Annotated in this window: 12 protein-coding genes; 7 read left to right on the top strand and 5 right to left on the bottom strand. The window is 46.1% G+C overall.

All coding sequences use genetic code 11. The annotated features are described in order from the left end of the window. Position 1: 1 nt before the first annotated feature. Entirely contained in the window at positions 2 to 679 is a 678-nt protein-coding gene (locus N2245_RS07130) for a transglutaminase domain-containing protein (RefSeq protein WP_494536043.1), read from the bottom strand. 169 nt (positions 680 to 848) lie between these two features. Between N2245_RS07130 and N2245_RS07125 the strand changes: the two genes are divergently transcribed. The 3 genes from N2245_RS07125 to N2245_RS07115 all read left to right on the top strand — a co-directional run bounded on the left by N2245_RS07125 (position 849) and on the right by N2245_RS07115 (position 5,876). Beyond that, positions 849 to 2,630 carry a M3 family oligoendopeptidase gene (locus N2245_RS07125; protein WP_494536042.1) on the top strand — a complete coding sequence of 594 codons (1,782 nt, stop codon included), beginning with the start codon at positions 849 to 851 and terminating at the stop codon, positions 2,628 to 2,630. Positions 2,631 to 2,649: 19 nt separating this feature from the next. After that, positions 2,650 to 4,416: an ABC transporter ATP-binding protein gene (locus tag N2245_RS07120; RefSeq protein ID WP_494536041.1), complete on the top strand. Its 1,767-nt coding sequence runs from the start codon at positions 2,650 to 2,652 to the stop codon at positions 4,414 to 4,416. A gap of 146 nt (positions 4,417 to 4,562) precedes the next feature. Next, a complete protein-coding gene (locus N2245_RS07115; protein WP_494536040.1) occupies positions 4,563 to 5,876 on the top strand; it encodes an ATP-grasp domain-containing protein in 1,314 nt (437 codons plus the stop codon). Here the strand turns inward: N2245_RS07115 and N2245_RS07110 are convergent. After that, a complete protein-coding gene (locus N2245_RS07110) occupies positions 5,873 to 7,294 on the bottom strand; it encodes a CUAEP/CCAEP-tail radical SAM (seleno)protein (protein WP_494536039.1) in 1,422 nt (473 codons plus the stop codon). The two genes, N2245_RS07115 and N2245_RS07110, sit on opposite strands and share 4 nt — an antisense overlap. Continuing rightward, positions 7,291 to 7,608 carry an oxidative damage protection protein gene (locus N2245_RS07105; protein WP_494536038.1) on the bottom strand — a complete coding sequence of 106 codons (318 nt, stop codon included), beginning with the start codon at positions 7,606 to 7,608 and terminating at the stop codon, positions 7,291 to 7,293. The genes N2245_RS07110 and N2245_RS07105 overlap by 4 nt, the downstream gene beginning before the upstream one ends. Positions 7,609 to 7,675: 67 nt before the next feature. Here N2245_RS07105 and N2245_RS07100 point away from each other — a divergent pair, with 67 nt between their 5' ends. Then, positions 7,676 to 8,551, top strand: a complete 876-nt coding sequence (locus N2245_RS07100; RefSeq protein ID WP_494536037.1) for a formyltransferase family protein — start codon at positions 7,676 to 7,678, stop codon at positions 8,549 to 8,551. A 365-nt stretch (positions 8,552 to 8,916) separates the two neighbouring features. Here the strand turns inward: N2245_RS07100 and N2245_RS07095 are convergent, their stop codons facing one another. Beyond that, on the bottom strand, positions 8,917 to 9,216 hold the full coding sequence (locus N2245_RS07095) for a hypothetical protein (RefSeq protein ID WP_494536036.1): 300 nt from the start codon (positions 9,214 to 9,216) through the stop codon (positions 8,917 to 8,919). Positions 9,217 to 9,586: 370 nt separating this feature from the next. Continuing rightward, complete coding sequence (locus N2245_RS07090; RefSeq protein WP_494536035.1) at positions 9,587 to 13,516, bottom strand: discoidin domain-containing protein; 3,930 nt, start codon at positions 13,514 to 13,516, stop codon at positions 9,587 to 9,589. A 158-nt stretch (positions 13,517 to 13,674) separates the two neighbouring features. On the opposite strand from N2245_RS07090, the gene N2245_RS07085 reads away from it, so the two are divergent. The 3 genes from N2245_RS07085 to N2245_RS07075 all read left to right on the top strand — a co-directional run bounded on the left by N2245_RS07085 (position 13,675) and on the right by N2245_RS07075 (position 18,217). Next, positions 13,675 to 14,568 carry an AAA family ATPase gene (locus tag N2245_RS07085; protein WP_494536034.1) on the top strand — a complete coding sequence of 298 codons (894 nt, stop codon included), beginning with the start codon at positions 13,675 to 13,677 and terminating at the stop codon, positions 14,566 to 14,568. After that, on the top strand, positions 14,565 to 15,812 hold the full coding sequence (locus N2245_RS07080) for a vWA domain-containing protein (RefSeq protein WP_494536033.1): 1,248 nt from the start codon (positions 14,565 to 14,567) through the stop codon (positions 15,810 to 15,812). Before N2245_RS07085 ends, N2245_RS07080 begins: the two co-directional genes overlap by 4 nt. 83 nt (positions 15,813 to 15,895) lie before the next feature. Then, positions 15,896 to 18,217, top strand: a complete 2,322-nt coding sequence (locus tag N2245_RS07075; RefSeq protein WP_494536032.1) for a xanthine dehydrogenase family protein molybdopterin-binding subunit — start codon at positions 15,896 to 15,898, stop codon at positions 18,215 to 18,217. Positions 18,218 to 19,277: the final 1,060 nt, after the last annotated feature.

Below are 19,277 nucleotides of genomic sequence, written 5' to 3'. Positions count from 1 at the left end.
CTTAGTACCGTACTTCCCAACCACGGGCTTTTGTTGTTTTCGCCTTTTCTAATAGTCTCTCGATGGCTATTAGCCATAAGCGTCTTGCTGCTATAAATAATATTCCGCCGAACAGTATAAGCTTTCTACTTGCTGGCATAGGATCCCAGAAGTACTCTTTTTCTATCCTGTAACTCTCTTTCCAGTCCCAGCGCTTAGGCATTTCTACCTTTAGAGTGCCTAGATTTCTCCTGGCTATTACTATCGAGTCGTTTTCTAAAGGATTAGGCAACTTCTTGGGATATTGCACCCATATATGATCAAGTGAGCCCTCTATGCTGTAAGGTATACCCTTGGCCTTTAGTATGCTAGCTAACACCAGCATTCGCCCTTGACAGTCGCCTTTCCCAAGCCTCACTACCTCTTCAGTAGTAGGGAAGTACCAAGGAACTCCATACAGTTCCCAAGGAACGGCATATTTCACATATTCTGTATTTACCTTTTGTTCTATAAAAGCAGGGTCATCAGGAAGATCTTTAGCAATGGATGCCACAGCTTGCGTGTCTATATCAGGATTCATAGCGTTGGGGATAGATCTCATCAACATCATTGGATCTGGGTATAGTACCAGCAGCACCCACAGGAAGTAAGCAAAGAAAGCAATAACCCTCCGATGAATGTAAGATATAACAGGTATCATAGTATAGTTCCTAATTGTCCGTGTTTACCGAATTATAAACCTACTACCAGAAACTTCAACACGATCGATCGCCTCAACCTTCATTTACATATCCCATTAGATAAAAATTGCCACAAACAAAGAAAAAGATTTATCCTAGCAGAGGAAAGGATAAAGGGAGAAAAGCATTATGCAAGAAAAACAAACAATGGAAATGCGATGGGACCTAGAAAGCATATTCCCTTCTCTAAACTCGACACAATACGAAGACACATTAAAAGCAGTCAAAACACACATAGACAGCCTAAGACAAACACTAGAAGAGATAGAGAAGATAGATTCCCAAGAGGAAAAAGTACAGGTCCTAGATAAGATAATCGCGACCTCTAACACACTAGGTGAGGATTATCATAAGCTCTATTCATATGTCTATTGCATGGTAACAGCAGATTCACGCAACATAGAGGCGCAAAGGAAGCTAAGTGAGCTAGATAAGTATGGCGCTCAAATACAACAAATCAACTCAAAAATTACTGCCTGGATAGGCAAACTTAGTCTGGAAGAAGTTATCCAGCGTTCAGAGATAGCAAAAAACCACGAATTCTACCTAAGGGAAACTCAGATTCGTGCTAAGCACCTGATGCATCCAGAACAGGAAGATTTATACTCGGATCTTGCTCTAACTGGATCCACTGCATGGGAAAAGCTATATAGCAATCTCACATCTCAGATTACCGCTGTCGTGCCTCTCCCAGAGGGAGAAAAAGAGTTACCTATAAGCGCAGTTAGAAATCTGGCGCTACACAGCGATAGAAAAGTAAGAGAAAAAGCTTATAAAGCTGAGATTTCTGCTTGGGAGAAGTGGGCACTACCTATAGCATCTGCCCTAAATAGTATCAAAGGAGAGAGCCTAACAATATCACAAAGAAGAGGATGGAGCTCTCCGCTAGAGCAGGCATTATTCAGAAATAGAATAGACTTTGAAACGCTCAATGCCATGATGGAAGCTGCTCAAGAATCGTTCCCAAGCTTCAGAGAATACTTACAGACAAAAGCAAGTATTATAGGAGTCGAAAAGTTAGCTTGGTACGACATATTTGCGCCAGTAGGAAGATCAAACCGTAGCTGGACACCACAAGACGCAAAAGAATTTATAGTTGAGCAATTCCACAAATTCTCGCAGAAGCTAGGGAAATTCGCTCAGAGAGCTTTCGATAACAAGTGGATAGATCTAGAACCAAGAGTAGGCAAGGTAGGAGGAGCATATTGTATCTCCATACAGGGAGAAGAGTCGAGAATTCTTGCAAACTACGAATCATCCTTTGATAGCGTAAGTACCCTGGCTCATGAGCTTGGACATGCATACCATAACCTCAACAAAAGCCGCAGAACTTACTTACAAAAGTCGACACCAATGACGTTAGCAGAAACCGCTAGTACATTTTGTGAGACAATAATACAAAAAGCTGCCCTGGAGAGTGCTGATAAGGAAGAACAGATACTCATTCTTGAGGGATCACTACAAAATAGCTGTCAGATAGTTGTAGATATAACATCTAGGTTTCTCTTCGAGAAAGAAGTAATAGATAGGAGGAAAGATACGGAGCTATCGATAGAGGACCTAAAGTCCATCATGACTGAGGCTCAAAAAGCTACATATGGGGAAGCACTAGATAGTGATAAGCTTCATCCTTACATGTGGGCAGCTAAACCTCATTACTACGGATCGGATTTCTATAACTTCCCGTATATGTTTGGTTTACTGTTCGGGCTAGGTCTGTATGCAGCCTATGAGGAATCTCCAGAAGAGTTCAAAGCTAAGTACGATGAGCTTTTGTCATCAACTGGTATGTTCGGCGCCGCAGACCTAGCATTAAAGTTCGGCATAAATATAAGAGATAAGAGCTTCTGGAGATCAAGCTTAGAGGTTATCAAGCAAGACATAGCTAGATTCAAGGATCTAGTAACCTAGTTATATTCAGGAAAATAAAGTGAATTATATATCTAAGCTAGCAAGGTTAATATATCCATACAAGCGATTATTCATTATAAGTATCATATCAACTATTGCTGCCAACGTAGCATCATTGTTTGGGCCATACATCATAAGGCTGTCTATAGATTACGTTCAGAGCAGTAGATCACTTAGGATGATTGGGGTGTATGCCTTGCTACTGCTGTTGGCAGCGGCAGTTGAAGGCTACTTTAGATTCAGCACGAGATACTTCGGTGGCAGGGTTGCTAGAGAGATAGAGTACGAGCTAAGAAACAAGCTATTTAGACATCTACAGTTCCAAGATAGACAATTCTTCCAGTCCTGGCACACTGGTGACCTTATGGCAAGGGCCACTAACGATTTGAATGCTGTCCAAAGATCGGTATCACCAGGTATAACGAACTTATTTAATACTTTGGCGGCATTCGTGAGTGTAGTATCAGTCATGCTTAGTATAAGCGTAGTGTTGACCCTTTACTCCATCTTCATACTGCCTTTGATGAGTATTATCTTCATAGTTTCTAGTAGAGTTATAGAGAGAAGGTTTGAATTCGTTCAGTCCAGCTTTGGGGATATGTCTACTAAGGTTCAGGAGAACGCCTCCGGCGTAAGGGTGATTAACACATATGCCCAGGAGGATAATGAAATCAAGGACTTTGAACGAATAAACAAACAATATCTAGATGCCAGTGTCTCATTCATCAAGATCCAGTCTCTTCTATGGCCATCCATGTACGTAGTCGCAGGCATAGCCACAGTAATACTCCTCTTTATAGGCGGCAGACAAGTAATTCAAGGACGTATATCAATAGGTGAGCTCACTCAATTCTTGCTTTATATCGGCTCACTGCGCTGGCCCATGATCTCTATAGGATGGGTGGTTAACCTGATACAGCAGGGTGCGGCATCAATGAATAGAATAGAGCAGATAATCTCCAAGCTACCTTCCATAAGAGATGAGGACCCCGGCCTAAGCGAGATATCTAGTATAGAAGGAGAAATCGAATTTCGAAACATTTCGTTAACTATTGGGTCTCACAAGATCTTGAAAAACATAAATCTCAAAGTCCCTGCAGGCAGTACATTAGGCATCATCGGACCTACAGGATCAGGAAAAAGTATGCTAGTAAGCCTAATACCAAGGTTATGGGACCCCACGGAGGGGCAAATCCTGATAGATGGAATTAACATAAGACAAATACCTCTCAAGGTTCTTAGGAAGAACATAGGGTTCGTTACTCAGGATACTTTTCTGTTCTCGGATACATTGAAAGAGAACATAACCTTCGGAACAAACAATAAGGATGAGTCACTAGTCCGTTGGGCAGCTGAGGTCAGCCAGCTAAGTAGGGATGTAGAACAGTTCCCTAAGGGATACGAGACAATAGTAGGAGAAAGAGGAGTGACCCTTTCCGGCGGTCAGAAACAAAGAACAACAATAGCGCGTGCTATAGCAAGGGATCCTAAGATCCTGATACTAGATGATGCACTATCCAGCGTCGATACGAACACGGAGAGCGAAATACTGAAGAGGCTAAGGACAGTCATGCAACAAAGGACAAGCATAATTGTTGCTCACAGAATATCAGCTATACAGAACGCTGATCAGATAATCGTGCTGTCAGACGGGGAGATAGTTGAGCAAGGAAAACATTCAGAGCTATTGGAGTTAGATGGCCTATACGCATCAATATACAGGAGACAGCTAATAGCAGAAGAGCTAGGAGTAGATGAAACAGACTCATCCGTCGAAAACACATAAGATCCAAATACCGACAGAAGAATACTACGATCAGAGAGAGGATGCAGGGCTAACAGCATCTCTGCTAATTATACTGGTACTGGCGATTATTACTGCAATCCTCCAGATAACCGGCATAGTAAAGTTGATGTAAGCAAGAAAAAGCAATGGACGAGAAAAAGATTTCCATAATACTTGTATATCCATCAGGATCATACCGAGTTCTACCATATTTGAAAGCTGCCAAATCACTTGATGTAAAGGTACTACACGTTATTGATCGTATGCCTCCTGTTCTCAATAGACAAATGTCGGATGACGTAGTATCAGTAGACTTCGAGAAAGTTGAAGAGGCCGCAGACTCGGTAGTAAAAGCATTTGCAGAGGCAAGAACATCCGCAGTAATAGGTATAGATGACAGCTCCGTTGTATTGGCATCATTTATAGGCCAAAAAATGGGGCTCCCTGGAAATACTCCCCAGAGCGTTGGTATTTCAAGAGACAAGTCCAAGTTGAGAGAGACACTGACCAAAGCAGGACTATCAAATATACGCTTCTATTCATCGAGACTAGATGCGGATGAACACACCCTGGCCATAAGCTCATTCTATCCGTGCGTAATAAAACCTGTAAGCCTCGCGGCTAGCCGTGGGGTTATAAAAGCTAACAATCCCACGGAGTTCATAGAGGCTTTCTCCAGGATAAGGAACATGCTCCTAGAAGATGGGTCGGACCCCTCCACACAGATACTGGTGGAAGAATATGTACCCGGATTTGAAATAGCAGTTGATGGATTGCTAACAAACGGAGAACTAACACTTATAGCTATATTTGATAAGCCAGATCCAATGGAGGGGCCCTTCTTTGAAGAGACTATATACGTGACTCCATCTAGGCTGTCACCAAATATACAAGAGAGAGTAGTAAATCTTATCCAGCTAGCTAGCAAGGCAATAGGTTTAAGATATGGCCCTATACACGCAGAATTACGTGTAAACAGTGACAGCATTCATCTAATAGAGATAGCAGCCAGGGCCATTGGGGGTAAGTGCTCTACGATATTGGAATACAAGCTAGGAATGTCGCTTGAGGAACTTATAATAAGGCACAGCCTGGGTAACACGGGTAGTATAAATTGGTCTGCAATCAAAGATAACAATACAGCTACAGGCGTAATGATGATCCCTATTCCGCGTAGCGGCATACTAAACAAAGTAAGCGGGGTAGAAGAAGCACTATCGATTGAGGGTATTGAGAACATAGACATAAATATACCCCTCAAATCCCATGTGACACCACTCCCCGAAGGGGCAACCTACCTAGGTTTTATATTCGCTAAGGGCCCAACACCAGAGATGGTAGAGTACTCCTTGAGGAAAGCGCATTCGCTCTTGAAGATAGAGATCACTCCCGAGATTCCCATTATTAACCGGCACTTCCATCTCAAGAGCGAAGAGGGACTGACTTCAAAAGTGCACTAACAACACAAGTTATCGTTTAAAGGCTCAGCACAGCAATACCAAGGTTCTGTAAGGCCTGGTGCTTCCCTATAGGAATTCCTAACAGGAGCATCGGGCATTGGCAACCTCGCCTTGGCGTAGGCTACAGCTTTCACCCGATCAAAGATCTCATAATTAGTCTTATTCTGGGATACCATCTCCTGAACTAGCACCGATATCTCATGGTAGAGTTCGTCCATCCTAGTATCAGGGTGGGACCAGATGTAAGTAAACGATTCCTCATCCAGGGCGCCCAATACTCCCATCTGTTCCAGCTTGGGAATTATAAGAGACCCAGGCGGAACCAATAGCCTTATGGAGTAGTGTACAGGAGAAACATTAGGAATAAGATCTTGGTCTTCCACAAAGTGGAGCAGTTCAAGGAAGCTGTCCAATGTCTCCCAAGGAGTGAATGGTAATAGGGAAGGGTTCATCTCTATATCATTCTGCCTAAGAATGGACAATGCTTCTTCAACATCCTGTCGAGTATGACCTTTCTCTAGATTTCTAAGTACATCCTCGTTGAGAGATTCCACAGCTGAGACCACAAAAATACATCCTAGCTCACGCAATTCCGTAAATAAATCTCTCTTCTCGATTATGTGCTCGATCTTGATAGTCGCATCAAATGTGAGAAATGGAAACTCTTCATGTACAGCTCTCAAAATCTTTAGGACATGCCCTGGACCATTGAGAAAATCAGGATCGCCGAAGGTAATGTGTGTAGCCCCCGCATTAACCTGCTGCCTTATATCCTCTATTACTACGTCTTTAGGAACGACGAAGAACCTTCCCCCGTACACCGGAGGAATAGGGCAGTGAGTACATGTATGAAGGCAGCCACGAGTAGCCTCAACATACCCAGCCTTTCTAAGTTGGCCTTTATGCCTAAGAGCAGCGTACATTTCTATATTGGGAAGACTTTCCCTGTGAGGCACCACAAAACTCAGCTTGGTTAATATAGGGTTTAGTAAATCAGAGGTGAAAATCCCTGATCCATCATGCTGAGAAGACGAATCTTGTGCCTCAAGACTCAAAGCTAGATCCACAAGAGCTTGCTCATATTCACCAGCTAGGACAGAATCCGCCACGCTAGATAAGAGATAGTTGGCGTTAAGGTAAGCATAAAGACCATAGAAACATATATGAGTATTGGGATTAATACCCCTTATCTCCCTGGCTACTGGAACGGCAAGCCTCATGGCAGTATGCATAGGAGTAGATATCGCGACGAGCTTGGCGTTAGATACTCTAGAAAGATCCAAGTGCTCAATACTTAAGTCAACGGCTATAGGGGAAAACCCAGCCCTCTTTAGGAAGGCAGCAGGAGATGCCAGGGATAGGGGCTGGTGCCCAAGCTCATATACAGCTAAGAGGACTATATCTCCAGGGGCTCTCACTTCCTTGGAGCTGCTCCTCCCTTAGCCCCTCCCTTAGGGGAAGATGAGCCTACCGGTATCCAGCCTTCCGGCATCTGAGCGTTCTCTCCGAAGAAGAACTCTTCCATCTGTTCCCTAAGGAATGCCCTAGCCTCAGGATCGGCCATATTTAGACCATAATGATTAATTATAAGCTTTGCCTGCTCCTCCCAAAGTTGGTAGGCTTGAGCAGATACGTTTTCATAGATACGCTGACCAAGCTCGCCAGGAAATGGGGGCTCATCTAGACCCGGAAGCTCTTTGCCAAGTTTTACACAAAAGACCGTTCTAGGCATATTATAGAAAACCTCCAAACACCGTCATACAAGTATATCTGCTAAGCTAAGTTATAGGAATGCTTAGGTGGAATCAAAGGACAAAATAAACATCGCAATACTATGTTCCATATGTAGGTTCTCTACTTACCCCCTGTACAGGGTACTATCAAATAATCTATTTAATCCAGTACTGATAGCTATACACACTACACAATCTTATAGAAGAGACGAAAAATTACCTCTTGTTGACATAAATTCGGCAAACTTACAAAGAATTCTAGATAAGGATAGAGTAATAGTTATTAATGAAAAAAAGCAGCTTTACCAATTAGAGCAGGAGCTTGTAGTCTCTAAACCAGATATAGGTGTCCTGCTTTGCTTCCCATACAGAGTAGAAAGGAATATTATTTCGATACCAAGCAAGGGGTTTATTAATCTACATCCATCTCTGCTGCCTGCTAATAGGGGGCCAGACCCCATCTTTTGGTCCTTATACTATGGGGATAGAGAAACTGGTGTCACGGTGCACAAGGTAACAGAGGAACTGGACGAAGGCCCTGTAATCTTACAGCAAAAGGTAACTATACCAGTAGGTACAAGGTACTTAGAGCTTGAAGACGTGTGTGCCAGAATTGGAGCTGATCTGCTAGAAGCAGCCCTAGCAAATATTGATACCCTAATACCAATGGAGCAAAATAAAGAGCTAGCGACTTATAATCCTCTCCCAAAGTCAGAGCATTTAGTTGTGAGTACTGACTGGACAGCAGAGAGATCATTTAGATTCCTTAGGGGTATAGAGGGTATTTGGCTCCCTCGTATATCAGGCGTTTTCGGCAGCATTCCTGTGTTGAAGGCATTGGAATATACACAAGAGCCTATGGCAGAAGAAATAAGATCAGAAGATAGTACTGTCTTGATAAGATTTCAAGACGGAGCTGTCAGAATCATCCCAGCTAATTAGCAATCCACCAAACGAGTTTTACTTCGCAGAACGTGCCTTCTGCGAAGTAAAAAGATTATGCCTTCACTTATCTAGGAAAGTACCAACAAGTATTTATCAATCTAGCAGGACTCGTGATTTTCGTATAAGTGACTAAACCATGTCCTCAGCTTCATACTCGATATAACTTATAGGAATCGCCTAGGGATATTATGGTACTACCTTAGTTAAATAGATCTTCGCAACCGATCTAATGGGATATGTCAAATAGTGGTGTAAACTTGCTAGCTTTCAACTCGATGATAGTAACAGTATCTGTTGGCTTGATTCTAGTCATGTAAAAAGCCCTCGACCTACCCAGTAGGTCGAGGGCTATATAAACACAATTACGCAGGCCTTGCTCCCAAACCACCCTCGTATTCGGGAACAGTAGCAGGGTGTCGGGCAGTAGTTATGATCCAATCAACTATCACAGCTATCAGAGAACCCACGGCTATCGGAATTATGTGCAGATCACCAAACGCCGGACCATGAGGATAGAATACTTCAGCCACCCACATACCTAGAAACGGGTAGGCAGCAACCCTCCAAGGCTTCATAGCAAGCTTGCCCGGCAACAAGTCATACCATAGCACACCCAGAGCATAGCTAAGAGCTAGCATCAATAGGAACGTACCTATTTGCATCTTCCTACCTCCTTTATTAAATGCCTATGGATAAATGCTGTTCCTGATAGTATTTTACAACTTATATGATAAAACTACAAAATTTAGACTATGAATATTCATAATCATTATTAAATTTGATAACTATCATTTACTAAGTGTCCACTAATTCCTTGTGATTTGGCCAACGGCAGAAAAGATTATCAGCAATAAAGACGCAGCCATAAAGAGTATCCTCATATTAGGAGGTAGAAATACGCTTACTAACATCAAAAGCAGAGCTAGAAAAATGACAATTAAATGCTGTTTCATTAGAGTCCTGAAGTTATTGTTTTATGTCAAATTGCTTTGTAAGTAAATCCCATATACCTTATGGCTATCCTATCCCGTATTATTCCCACCTAAATAGCTCTATCTCCGTAAGCCCTATGTACACGCCAAAGTTAACAGGGTTCTGGTTCGTGCCAAGCACCCGCACCTTTTGGCTATGCACTGGCTTGAAGATGACCGTGTTGAAGCCCTCTGACGGTTGCACCGGGTAGCGCGATATCTCCTCTACATCCACCCACCTGTCGCCATCCCAATACTGTACCTTGTAGTCACGAGGCGGCTTGACCCCACCGTTGTCGTTGTAGAAGAACAAGTTCACACGCGAGAACACCATCTTGGTGCCTAGATCGACCGCGTACCAGTCCTGTGCGTTGTGCGAGTTCCACGACGTCCATCTTGGGGATGCCGCGTAGGAACCATCCAAAGGACCCCATAGGGTGTCGTAGGGTGATGTGTAGGAGGCAGATGGTATAACGTCGCGTCCGAAGAAGAGGTTGGCATTGACAACCTCAAGCTCAAGTAGTTGTGGACGCGAACCATCTGGGAAGACGAGCCTCACCTTGCGGGCCTTCACAGTATCGAACGACACCACATTCCTACCCACAACGATCCGATTGCCCAGCCACCAGGGATGCGTGACGTCTGCCCAAGAACTACCCGTCCAGTACTGGATGCCTACCTCACTTGGCAGGTTGTCCCCGCCAAGGTAGAACGTCACTCTGTTGAAGAGCTTCAGCCTGTGGAAGTCCATACCGTACCTGGGAGTGTCGTCGTCAATTGCAGGTCTCCAGGCACTCACGGGATTGATGGAGCCGTCGAGTGGTAGCCAGGCTGCGTCCGTATTCGACGAGACTATGGGCTCAGGAGTACCCAGTCCCGCGGATGGCCCCTTGGAGTTGCCAGAGAGGTTGCGGGTATTGAGAATCTCCAGCTCGCTGATGCCAACGTACGTGCCCGTGCCCTTGTGAGACGATACGTTCTCGATCCTCACCCGCACCTTGCCGGTGAACACAGCATCGAAGGTCACGGTATTAGCTCCCTCCACCGGGCGCTGGCTCGACCTGACCTGATTCTCGACTTCGTGCCAGGCGCCATCCTGCCAGTAGAGTACCTGGAAGGAGCGCGGTGGCTGGAGTCGGGAGCCAAAGGAGACGAAGTCCACAATCACCCTGTTCATCTCGCGTGGATACTCGAACTGCACCTCATACCAGTCGTACCTATGGCCAGAGTTCCAGTCACTCCATATCTTACCGTTGTCGATGGAGCCATCCAGCGGTGCCCACAGGTTGTCGTACTCAGGAAGGTTCCAGTCACCATTGAAGGTATAAGATGCGTTTGGCCTGGGATATCGCCTTGCCTCAGGATTGAGGGCTATGTTGGGTGCTATCTGTGGCTCCGGTGGGTTGTTGCCAAATATGAGACCATCGAACCACAGCTTGTACCGGCCAGCACTCCCACGAGTCACGATCTCGATCGAGCGCACGCGCGAGAGATCTGGCTGGCCAGTGGAGCTTCTTGCCCAGTCGGCGCTGCCACCCAGTGGCACCTGCAGCCATTGCCAGCCATCTCGGGCCTCTGAGTATGGTACTGAAGAGGGGTTGAGGTAGTTTACTCTTGGGGTGTACTCGAAGTAGCTAGAATTATCGGTCACGAGCCTGATCACCGGCTGTGGGTCGTTAAAGCCCCCAACCACCTCATGCGCAAAGCTGATCCAGAAGGCAACGTAGTCCCTGTCGGAGAGGTCCCAGGAGCCACTTGGAGCAGGATATCTCCAGACCCCTGTCGCCGCATTGCTCTCGATGCGGATCGACTCGTTGCCCACCACCCTGTGATCGGAGTCAACAACAACACGGGCATAAGGGGCTTCCTCTTCAGTCACAAGCGGTGACCAGCCCTCGAGTGTGGAGCCATCAGATATGAGCTGAGTACCCACCTTCACGTTGTCCACCCACCATCCGGGTAGATCCACTCCAGGGTCGGTCACGTAGCGGAAAGCAAGCAGCACCGTCCGACCAGCATACTGCGAGAGGTCGAAGGTCTCCGTGCGCCACCCACCCGAGTCACCACTGAAGCCAGGGACGTTATCCTTGACGAGCTGGATGGCATCGCTTGCAGTCTGGGTGGTAGTGTGCTCGTTGGCCAGGCTGCGGAACGTGCGCCCGCCGTCCGTTGAGACCTGCACGAATCCAAAGTCGTAGCCCTGCTCTATCTGATAGTAGGTATCGAACGAGAGGGTGGGAGAGCCGGCAGGCACTGTCACCTCGCGCACGATGCCACGATCGAGGTTGGGGGCTGCTCCAGAGCGGAGAGCCGGATTACCAGCCCCGTAGGGTGGGTTAGCATCAACCGCCCACTCGATAGCCTTGGCCGGGATCTCCGTCTGCCATGCCGAGGCGGCCACCCCTTCAGTACCCACCTCGGTGCCCCTAGGAGTAGCGTACACGTCGAACCACGCCAGGTCCGCAAGTCGCCCATTGTTCACCGTCAGGCTAACTCTGTAGAAGCCAGGATCGACGTAGGTGTGAATCACCGACGCAGTCTCCGCTATGTCACCGTCGCCCAGATCCCAACGGAATGAGAGCTGTCTGCCCTCGGGGTCGCTACTAGCGGAGGCATCGAAGGTAACGGGCTCGCCGATGTACACAGTGCGGGCAGAGATAGAGGCCCGGGCCACTGGAGCTTTGTCGTCCATTGTGGCCTCCCGCTGGAAGATGTCTGACACATTGGAGCCCCTGTAGATGGCGCCCTGGCCATTGCCAGTTATCTCGTTGCCGGCAAGGTCTACCCAGCGGGTGTCGTACATGTAGACGCCATAAGTGGTGTTGTTCTCAATGCGGTTCTGCTGGATGATCCAATGATAGGCCTCGTACCCCGGCTTGTAGCCGAGGGCCACACCGACGCTCTTGTTGTCATGGACGTAGTTACCGCTCATGATGAAGTGACTGCTGCTGCCGTGTACCACCGCGATACCAGCGTTACCGAAAGGTTCGGGAGCGTAGGCATTGACAGTGCCGTTGTATGCGGCCTCGTTACCAATAAGCACGGTGTGGTCGGAGCCACCTAGCCAGAAGCCATAGCTGGAGTAATTGCCCTTGTTGCGCACGAAGATGTTGCCCGCGGACCAGCACTCCCAGGCGTTGTTATGAGCATAGGAGGCATCATTACCCTCAAAGTAGTTGCCCGTACTAAGGTAGCCGTTGAGAGGGCGAATAAATACTCCATCACCGCCATGTGTAAAATCGTTGTACAAGAAGCGATTATCGTTCGACCCAGTTTCAATCAAAACACTAGCAGAATCCCGCGCATGAACCTCCCCCGGCGCTATGCGTATGCCATAATTCATCACGTTGTTCTCGATTAGGTTGAGGGAGGAAGCCCACATCTTGAGGCAGACGTTCGAGCAGTGCGAGAAGTAGTTATTCCTTATTGTATTTTCGTTACTATACCGAAGGTGAAGCCCATTCCAGATACGCTCTCCCCTGTTGTTTGTTATAGTGCTTCTATGCACACTAACCAACATCACTGCACCAAAGTTAGGTCCATCTCCCCATCCAAAGTCTGGGTCTGTGTAGTTGTCAGAAAAGTTATTGTCAGTGATAGTCCAATTTTGGCCGTTAGTCACTTTCAATCCAAGCTGAAATCCCTTAGCAGTGAGGTTCTTAAGAACTACGTTTGAATGACCTGTAGATGTCACAGCAGTTCCAAGAAAACTCTCCGGATCTCCAGCTCTACCAGGGCCGACAAGGAGTGCCCCATTCCCATCAACTGTAATGTTATCAGCCGCTATAACTATTCCCTCACCATTAGGGAAATAATACTCACCAGGGCGGAAAGTCACGTCTTGTGTAATTACCATTCCAGGAGTAGGCACAACAAGTTCTTCCTGAGCATGCACCACATCGAGTCCTATATTAGGTTTGTTAAACAACAATAAGGCTACCAGAATAATCCCTGTTGTCAATGATCGCTTTATATTGGTCAGGTACCTCATATCAATCGCCTCGGATGTATATGCATGAAAGATACATTAATACTATAAATATTGCAATAAGTTACAGGGGCAAATCGTTCAGAGAGATTTTGAGCACATGAGCTATACTAAAATGCTGCAAGCACAAAAATCGAAATACCTGATGGAAAACTAGACTTATGGAAATTGTATCTATCGATAGTCTACAAGAAGCGCTCAGAAGGAATAACTACATAGCTGATAGAGGCTTAGCAACATCCCTTTTTCTAGCACTACGCCTTGGAAAGCCCCTGTTGCTGGAGGGTGAGGCCGGTGTAGGTAAAACTGAGGTAGCAAAAGTAATGTCTCAGATCCTCAAGACAGATCTGATTCGACTACAGTGCTACGAAGGGCTTGATGTATCCCAAGCGGTCTACGAATGGGATTATGCCAGGCAGATATTGGAGATCAGGATACTAGAATCTGAAGGCTTAGATAGGCACAGTACGCTAAGAGAGATATTTAGCGAGGAATTCCTGATAAAAAGACCTCTATTACAAGCTATAGAGTACTCTTCGACACACGCAGGTAAATTCCCAGTCTTGCTAATAGATGAAGTAGACAGGTCAGACGAGGAGTTCGAAGCTTTCTTGCTGGAGATATTATCAGACTTCCAGGTCACCATACCAGAGATCGGAACGATCAAAGCACAAGCCAGGCCATTAGTAATACTTACATCTAATCGTACTAGAGAGCTACACGATGCCCTCAAAAGGAGATGCCTCTACTACTGGATTGACTACCCTTCCATAGATAAAGAAGAGGAGATAATTCGAGTTCGAGTTCCCGGGATAGAACGAGAACTTGCCCATCAAATAAGTAGCTTCATGCACAGACTTAGGGCCATGGATCTGTACAAGGTACCAGGCGTTGCCGAAAGTATAGATTGGGCATCAGCATTAGTAACTCTTAACCACTCTAAGTTAGATCCTGAAACGATTAATGAAACTATAGGCACTTTGCTTAAACATCAGGAAGATATCATCAACGTCCGTCGTGAGTTAGAGAACCAAGTAACCTTGGGTCAGAAATGAATGAGTTGAGAGAAAACCCAGATTTATCATCTCCCATAATAGGAAACCATATACTGGTGAAACTACTTGGTTTCACTAGGTATCTACTGAACAGCGGCGTTCAAGTAGGACTATCCCAAGTAGTAGATTTTGTGCGTGGAGTGACTCTCACTTCGCTGCAAGAAGAAGATATAAGAACAGTAGGTCTATTGACATTAGTAAACAGGAAAGAAGATATAGATAAGTTCAATGCGGCCTGGAAAAACTACTGGCGAGGGGAAAAGATAGATCAGGCAGGTAGAGAGCTCTCAACTCAAGCTCACAAGGGCGAGGGATTGCTACCTCATATAAATAGTGAATCCACCGCTATGCGCAACAACCTATCGGTACAGCCTCAAACTCTAGATATAAACCGCGACAGTGATAACAACGATGAAACACCTAACAATTTGGCAACATTGTATAGCCCAGACGAGATCCTACGGCACAAAGATTTTTCGAAGCTGTCTCCAAGCGAGCTGCTAAGAGCTCGAAAGCTCATCCAGCAAATGAGATTACAGATGCCGCTACGAAGATCGCGTAGATTGGTTCCATCTATAAAAGGTAGAAAGCTAGATATCAGAAAGTCCTTACGAAACCAGATAAAGTATAGGGAACTGATAAGTACCAGCTGGAAAGATAGAAAATTCAAGCCTAGAAAGATAGTTTTACTATGCGACATTAGCGGATCCATGGCCCCCTACGCCAGCATGTTAATACACTTTATGTATACACTTCATCAGGACAATGCAGCAATTGAAACCTTTGTGTTCGGGACGAAGCTCACCCGCATAACAAGACTCATGCAGAGCAAAGATGTCGACAAGGTATTGAAGAGGGTATCAGAGGAAGTTCAGGATTGGGCCGGTGGTACTAGGATCGGTGAATCTCTTCATACTTTCAACATCCGCTGGTCAAGGAGAATGCTCCAGCAGGGTGCTATTGTAATAATAATCAGCGATGGATGGGACTGTGGAGACGTCGATCTTCTCTCAAGGGAAATGGCCCGTCTACAAAGATCAAGCTACCGACTAATATGGTTGAATCCGCTACTTGGGACTCCCGGATATGAGCCTCTTACAAGGGGAATAAGAGCTGCTATGCCTTTCATTGATGATTTTATATCAGCACATAGCCTAGCTAGTCTAGAACACCTCGTGAAGCTTCTCGGAGAGATTCCATCAGTTAGAAGTCAGAGAAGGCAGGCCCCCGGATTTCTAATCTAGTTGACTCAGAACTAAACTCCTATTAGGATATTCAAGTATCCTTGTAGTTTGCTCTCACAGACATCAATCTCTGGAGGCTGAGTATGGCTTATTCATCCCTCATAGGTGCCAGAGTAAGAAGGAAGGAAGACCCAAGGCTAATAACAGGAAGATCTACATATGTAGGGGACCTTAGATTACCAGGCATGTGCTATGTCTCTTTCGTGAGAAGCCCCTACGCACATGCCAAAATCAGGAATATAGATACAGCAGAGGCTATTAGCGTACCGGGGGTAGTGGCAGTCTTTACCGGAGAGGATCTAATAAATGACTACGACCCTATGCCCATGTCGAGCTCAGGCGAAGGAGAGGCTCCCGACAGCTCCCAGGAGACTAGCCACACGCACTATGCCATCTCCATAGATAGGGTGCGCTATGTAGGGGAGATAATTGCGGCGGTCGTTGCCGAAACTCAGGAAGCAGCTGCAGATGCAGCTTCTAAGGTACAAGTGGATTGGGAAGAGCTTCCAGCCGTAGCTGATATTGAAGCTGCACTAAGTCCAGAGGCTCCAAAACTGTACGATAACACCAACAGTAATGTTGAGCATGTGTGGCGATACTCGAACGGAGATGTGGAAGGTGCCTTCAAGAACGCCCACAAAGTAGTAAAGCAGCGAATGATTAATCAGCGCCTAGCTGGCATACCAATGGAAGGTAGAGCTGTGGTTGCTTCTCCTGACCCGATGGTGGGCGGTATAACTGTATGGTCTAGTACTCAAGCCCCTCACCTATCGAGAGGTGATATAGCCAAAGTACTTCGATTACCCGAAAATGCAGTAAGAGTAATAGCTCCTGAAGTAGGAGGAGGATTCGGGGTCAAAATAGGTATATATCCAGAAGACATAGCTCTCGCGGCTATTGCACGTCGCCTCAACATACCTGTCAAATGGGTAGAAACACGTAGCGAGAACCTTATGGCCACCACACACGGCAGGGCACAGATAACTACACTCGAAGCAGCAGTAGACAAGGATGGTAAAGTACAGGCCATTAAAATGCATATTCTTGCAGACGTGGGAGCATACCCGGTAGCTCCAGGAATAGCAGAGCTAACGGGCAGGATGAGTACTGGAGTCTATGATATCCCGGCAGTTGAGATCGAAGCTACCTGCGTGTACACGAATACCACTCCTGTGGCAGCATACAGAGGCGCGGGTAGACCAGAAGCCGCTTATTATATAGAGCGTATGATGGATATCATTGCAGATGAGCTAGGTCTAGATCCTGCAGAGATCAGGCGTCGCAATTTCATTCCACCAAATGCTTTTCCCTACAGGACCGCAACAGGGGAACTCTATGATAGTGGAGAGTACAATAAGGCTCTTACAAAAGCTCTTGAGTTGGCGGACTACAATAGTCTAAGGGAAGAGCAGAGAAAGCTAAGAGATCAAAACAGCAACATCCTAATCGGAATTGGCATCTCTTGTTATGTTGAGATGTGTGGCTTCGGTCCCTACGACAGCGCTATAGTAAGGGTAGATCCCAGCGGCAACGTAACGGTTTTCACGGGCATATCTCCTCATGGTCAGGGGCAGGAAACAACGTTTGCTCAAATCGTTGCAGATACACTTGGCGTAGACTATGAAAAGATAATAGTAAGACATGGCGACACAAGAGAGACTCCCCAAGGTATGGGTACCATGGGAAGCCGCGGTTTAGTGGTAGGAGGGTCAGCTCTGGTAAGGGCTGTCAATAAAATACTTGAAAAGGCAACAAAGATAGCCGCTCACATCCTGGAAGCAGCCCCAGAAGACATAGAAGTGTTGAACGGCAAATATCAGGTAAGGGGAGTACCGAGCCGTAGCGTAACATTTGCAGAGATAGCATCCAAAGCTTACAGTGGTGACCTACCCGAAGGGATGGAACCTGGTTTGGAGTCCGTGGACTTCTTCAACCCCCCAGAGCTTGTGTATCCCTTCGGGGCACACGTAGCCGTAGTAGAAATAGAGAAAGATACTGGGATAGTACGCCTTCGAGACTACGTTTCGGTGGATGATTGTGGAAGACGAATAAGTCCTATGCTTGTAGAAGGTCAGGTACATGGCGGCCTGGCTCAGGGCATATCACAAGCGTTATATGAGGCAGTCTTATACGATTCTCAAGGCCAGTTACTAACTGGAACCTTGATGGATTACAATGTACCGCGAGCCACACAACTCCCCAGCTTTAGAACTGACAAGACCGAAACTCCTACGCCTCATAACCCTCTTCAAGCAAAGGGAATAGGAGAAGCAGCCACTATAGGCTCTACTCCAGCAGTAGCAAACGCAGTAGTGGATGCGTTAGAGCCTTTCGGTATAAGACATATAGATATGCCTTTCTGGCCAGAGAAGATATGGAAGATTATAAACTCCTCATCTCGTTAGCCCAGGGAATCCGATGATCCCTGGGTACATTCATTGCTTGATACCTCCGTCGTGTACGACGGAGGTATTGTTATGTCTAGTATAAAGCTTCCACCACTTATAGTACCCATCATAACGATCACTCACTATCTATTATCAGCTCCTCAGTTTACGCAGCAAAGACCAAGCGTATTGATATAGTGCTTGAATAACATGATCTAGGATACCTGGTAGTGGCACGATAGTAGACAATAGCACCGGCACTGTAAGCATAAGATTATCATGGGGCCAGTCAAAGGAGTACATCCTGTACATATACATGCCGGGGTATGCACAGGTACCATACCCACGATCGTCTATCCACTTCACAACATCCAAGATGGTAAGAGCATCACAGTAATTAGGGCAACTCTAAAAGGTCTTACAATGGAGCCCATGTTCATCAACGTGCATGAATCTATGGAGAGATTACACAATGTAATCGCATGTGGAGCCATTGGATCTCCTCCCTATAACAGGAATAGGAGCCTTAGGTTACATAGCAAACAAACCCTGGTCAGATGGATTTATCTTCATAGTAACGTTCTCCAGCATCATTGCGATTATCATGCAGCTTGTGATTAGGGAATCTGTACAGCGTCAATAACAATCGACGAAATCTTACAGCCTTTAAATTGGTATACAGTACCTGGGCATACACCAATCCATGGGGCGCATGTCCTAGTAGAGACTGGAAGGCACCTAGAGAGCTGTGTCATTATGGTAAGTCCCCAGCATACTGGTCCTATCTACTAGTTACCTAGTATCCAACTTTGTTGCGCCCTTTGGGGCAAAAGTAAGTGCAGAGCGTAGTACTTAACAAGATCAGCCGTCTTAGTAGCCGTGACACATTCTTGCTAGGTGTGGCTGGGGTATGGTGTTGGAGTTATCACCGAGGTTACGGTTATATCTACTATAGGCGTTTTTAGAAAAGGTCTAGAAGGGATAAGGTCCATGGGGAGGCCGCAACGCTGCTTCTGGAGATGATATAGGCTTTGCTAGACATAGTTTATTATCTGTAGTTGCTGGTGATCTGTCACTA

The sequence above is a fragment of the Thermobaculum sp. T2p genome (assembly GCF_059335935.1).
The sequence above is the reverse complement of the archived record's forward strand: the minus strand, read 5'-3'. Positions and strand labels throughout refer to the sequence as shown.

Excerpts from the sequence above, each read along its gene's own strand:
- N2245_RS07105 (WP_494536038.1), bottom strand. The coding sequence starts at position 7,608 with ATGCCTAGAACGGTCTTTTGTGTAAAACTTGGCAAAGAGCTTCCGGGT.
- N2245_RS07075 (WP_494536032.1), top strand. The coding sequence starts at position 15,896 with ATGGCTTATTCATCCCTCATAGGTGCCAGAGTAAGAAGGAAGGAAGAC.
- N2245_RS07115 (WP_494536040.1), top strand. The coding sequence starts at position 4,563 with ATGGACGAGAAAAAGATTTCCATAATACTTGTATATCCATCAGGATCA.
- N2245_RS07095 (WP_494536036.1), bottom strand. The coding sequence starts at position 9,216 with ATGCAAATAGGTACGTTCCTATTGATGCTAGCTCTTAGCTATGCTCTG.
- N2245_RS07085 (WP_494536034.1), top strand. The coding sequence starts at position 13,675 with ATGGAAATTGTATCTATCGATAGTCTACAAGAAGCGCTCAGAAGGAAT.
- N2245_RS07125 (WP_494536042.1), top strand. The coding sequence starts at position 849 with ATGCAAGAAAAACAAACAATGGAAATGCGATGGGACCTAGAAAGCATA.
- N2245_RS07080 (WP_494536033.1), top strand. The coding sequence starts at position 14,565 with ATGAATGAGTTGAGAGAAAACCCAGATTTATCATCTCCCATAATAGGA.
- N2245_RS07090 (WP_494536035.1), bottom strand. The coding sequence starts at position 13,516 with ATGAGGTACCTGACCAATATAAAGCGATCATTGACAACAGGGATTATT.
- N2245_RS07130 (WP_494536043.1), bottom strand. The coding sequence starts at position 679 with ATGATACCTGTTATATCTTACATTCATCGGAGGGTTATTGCTTTCTTT.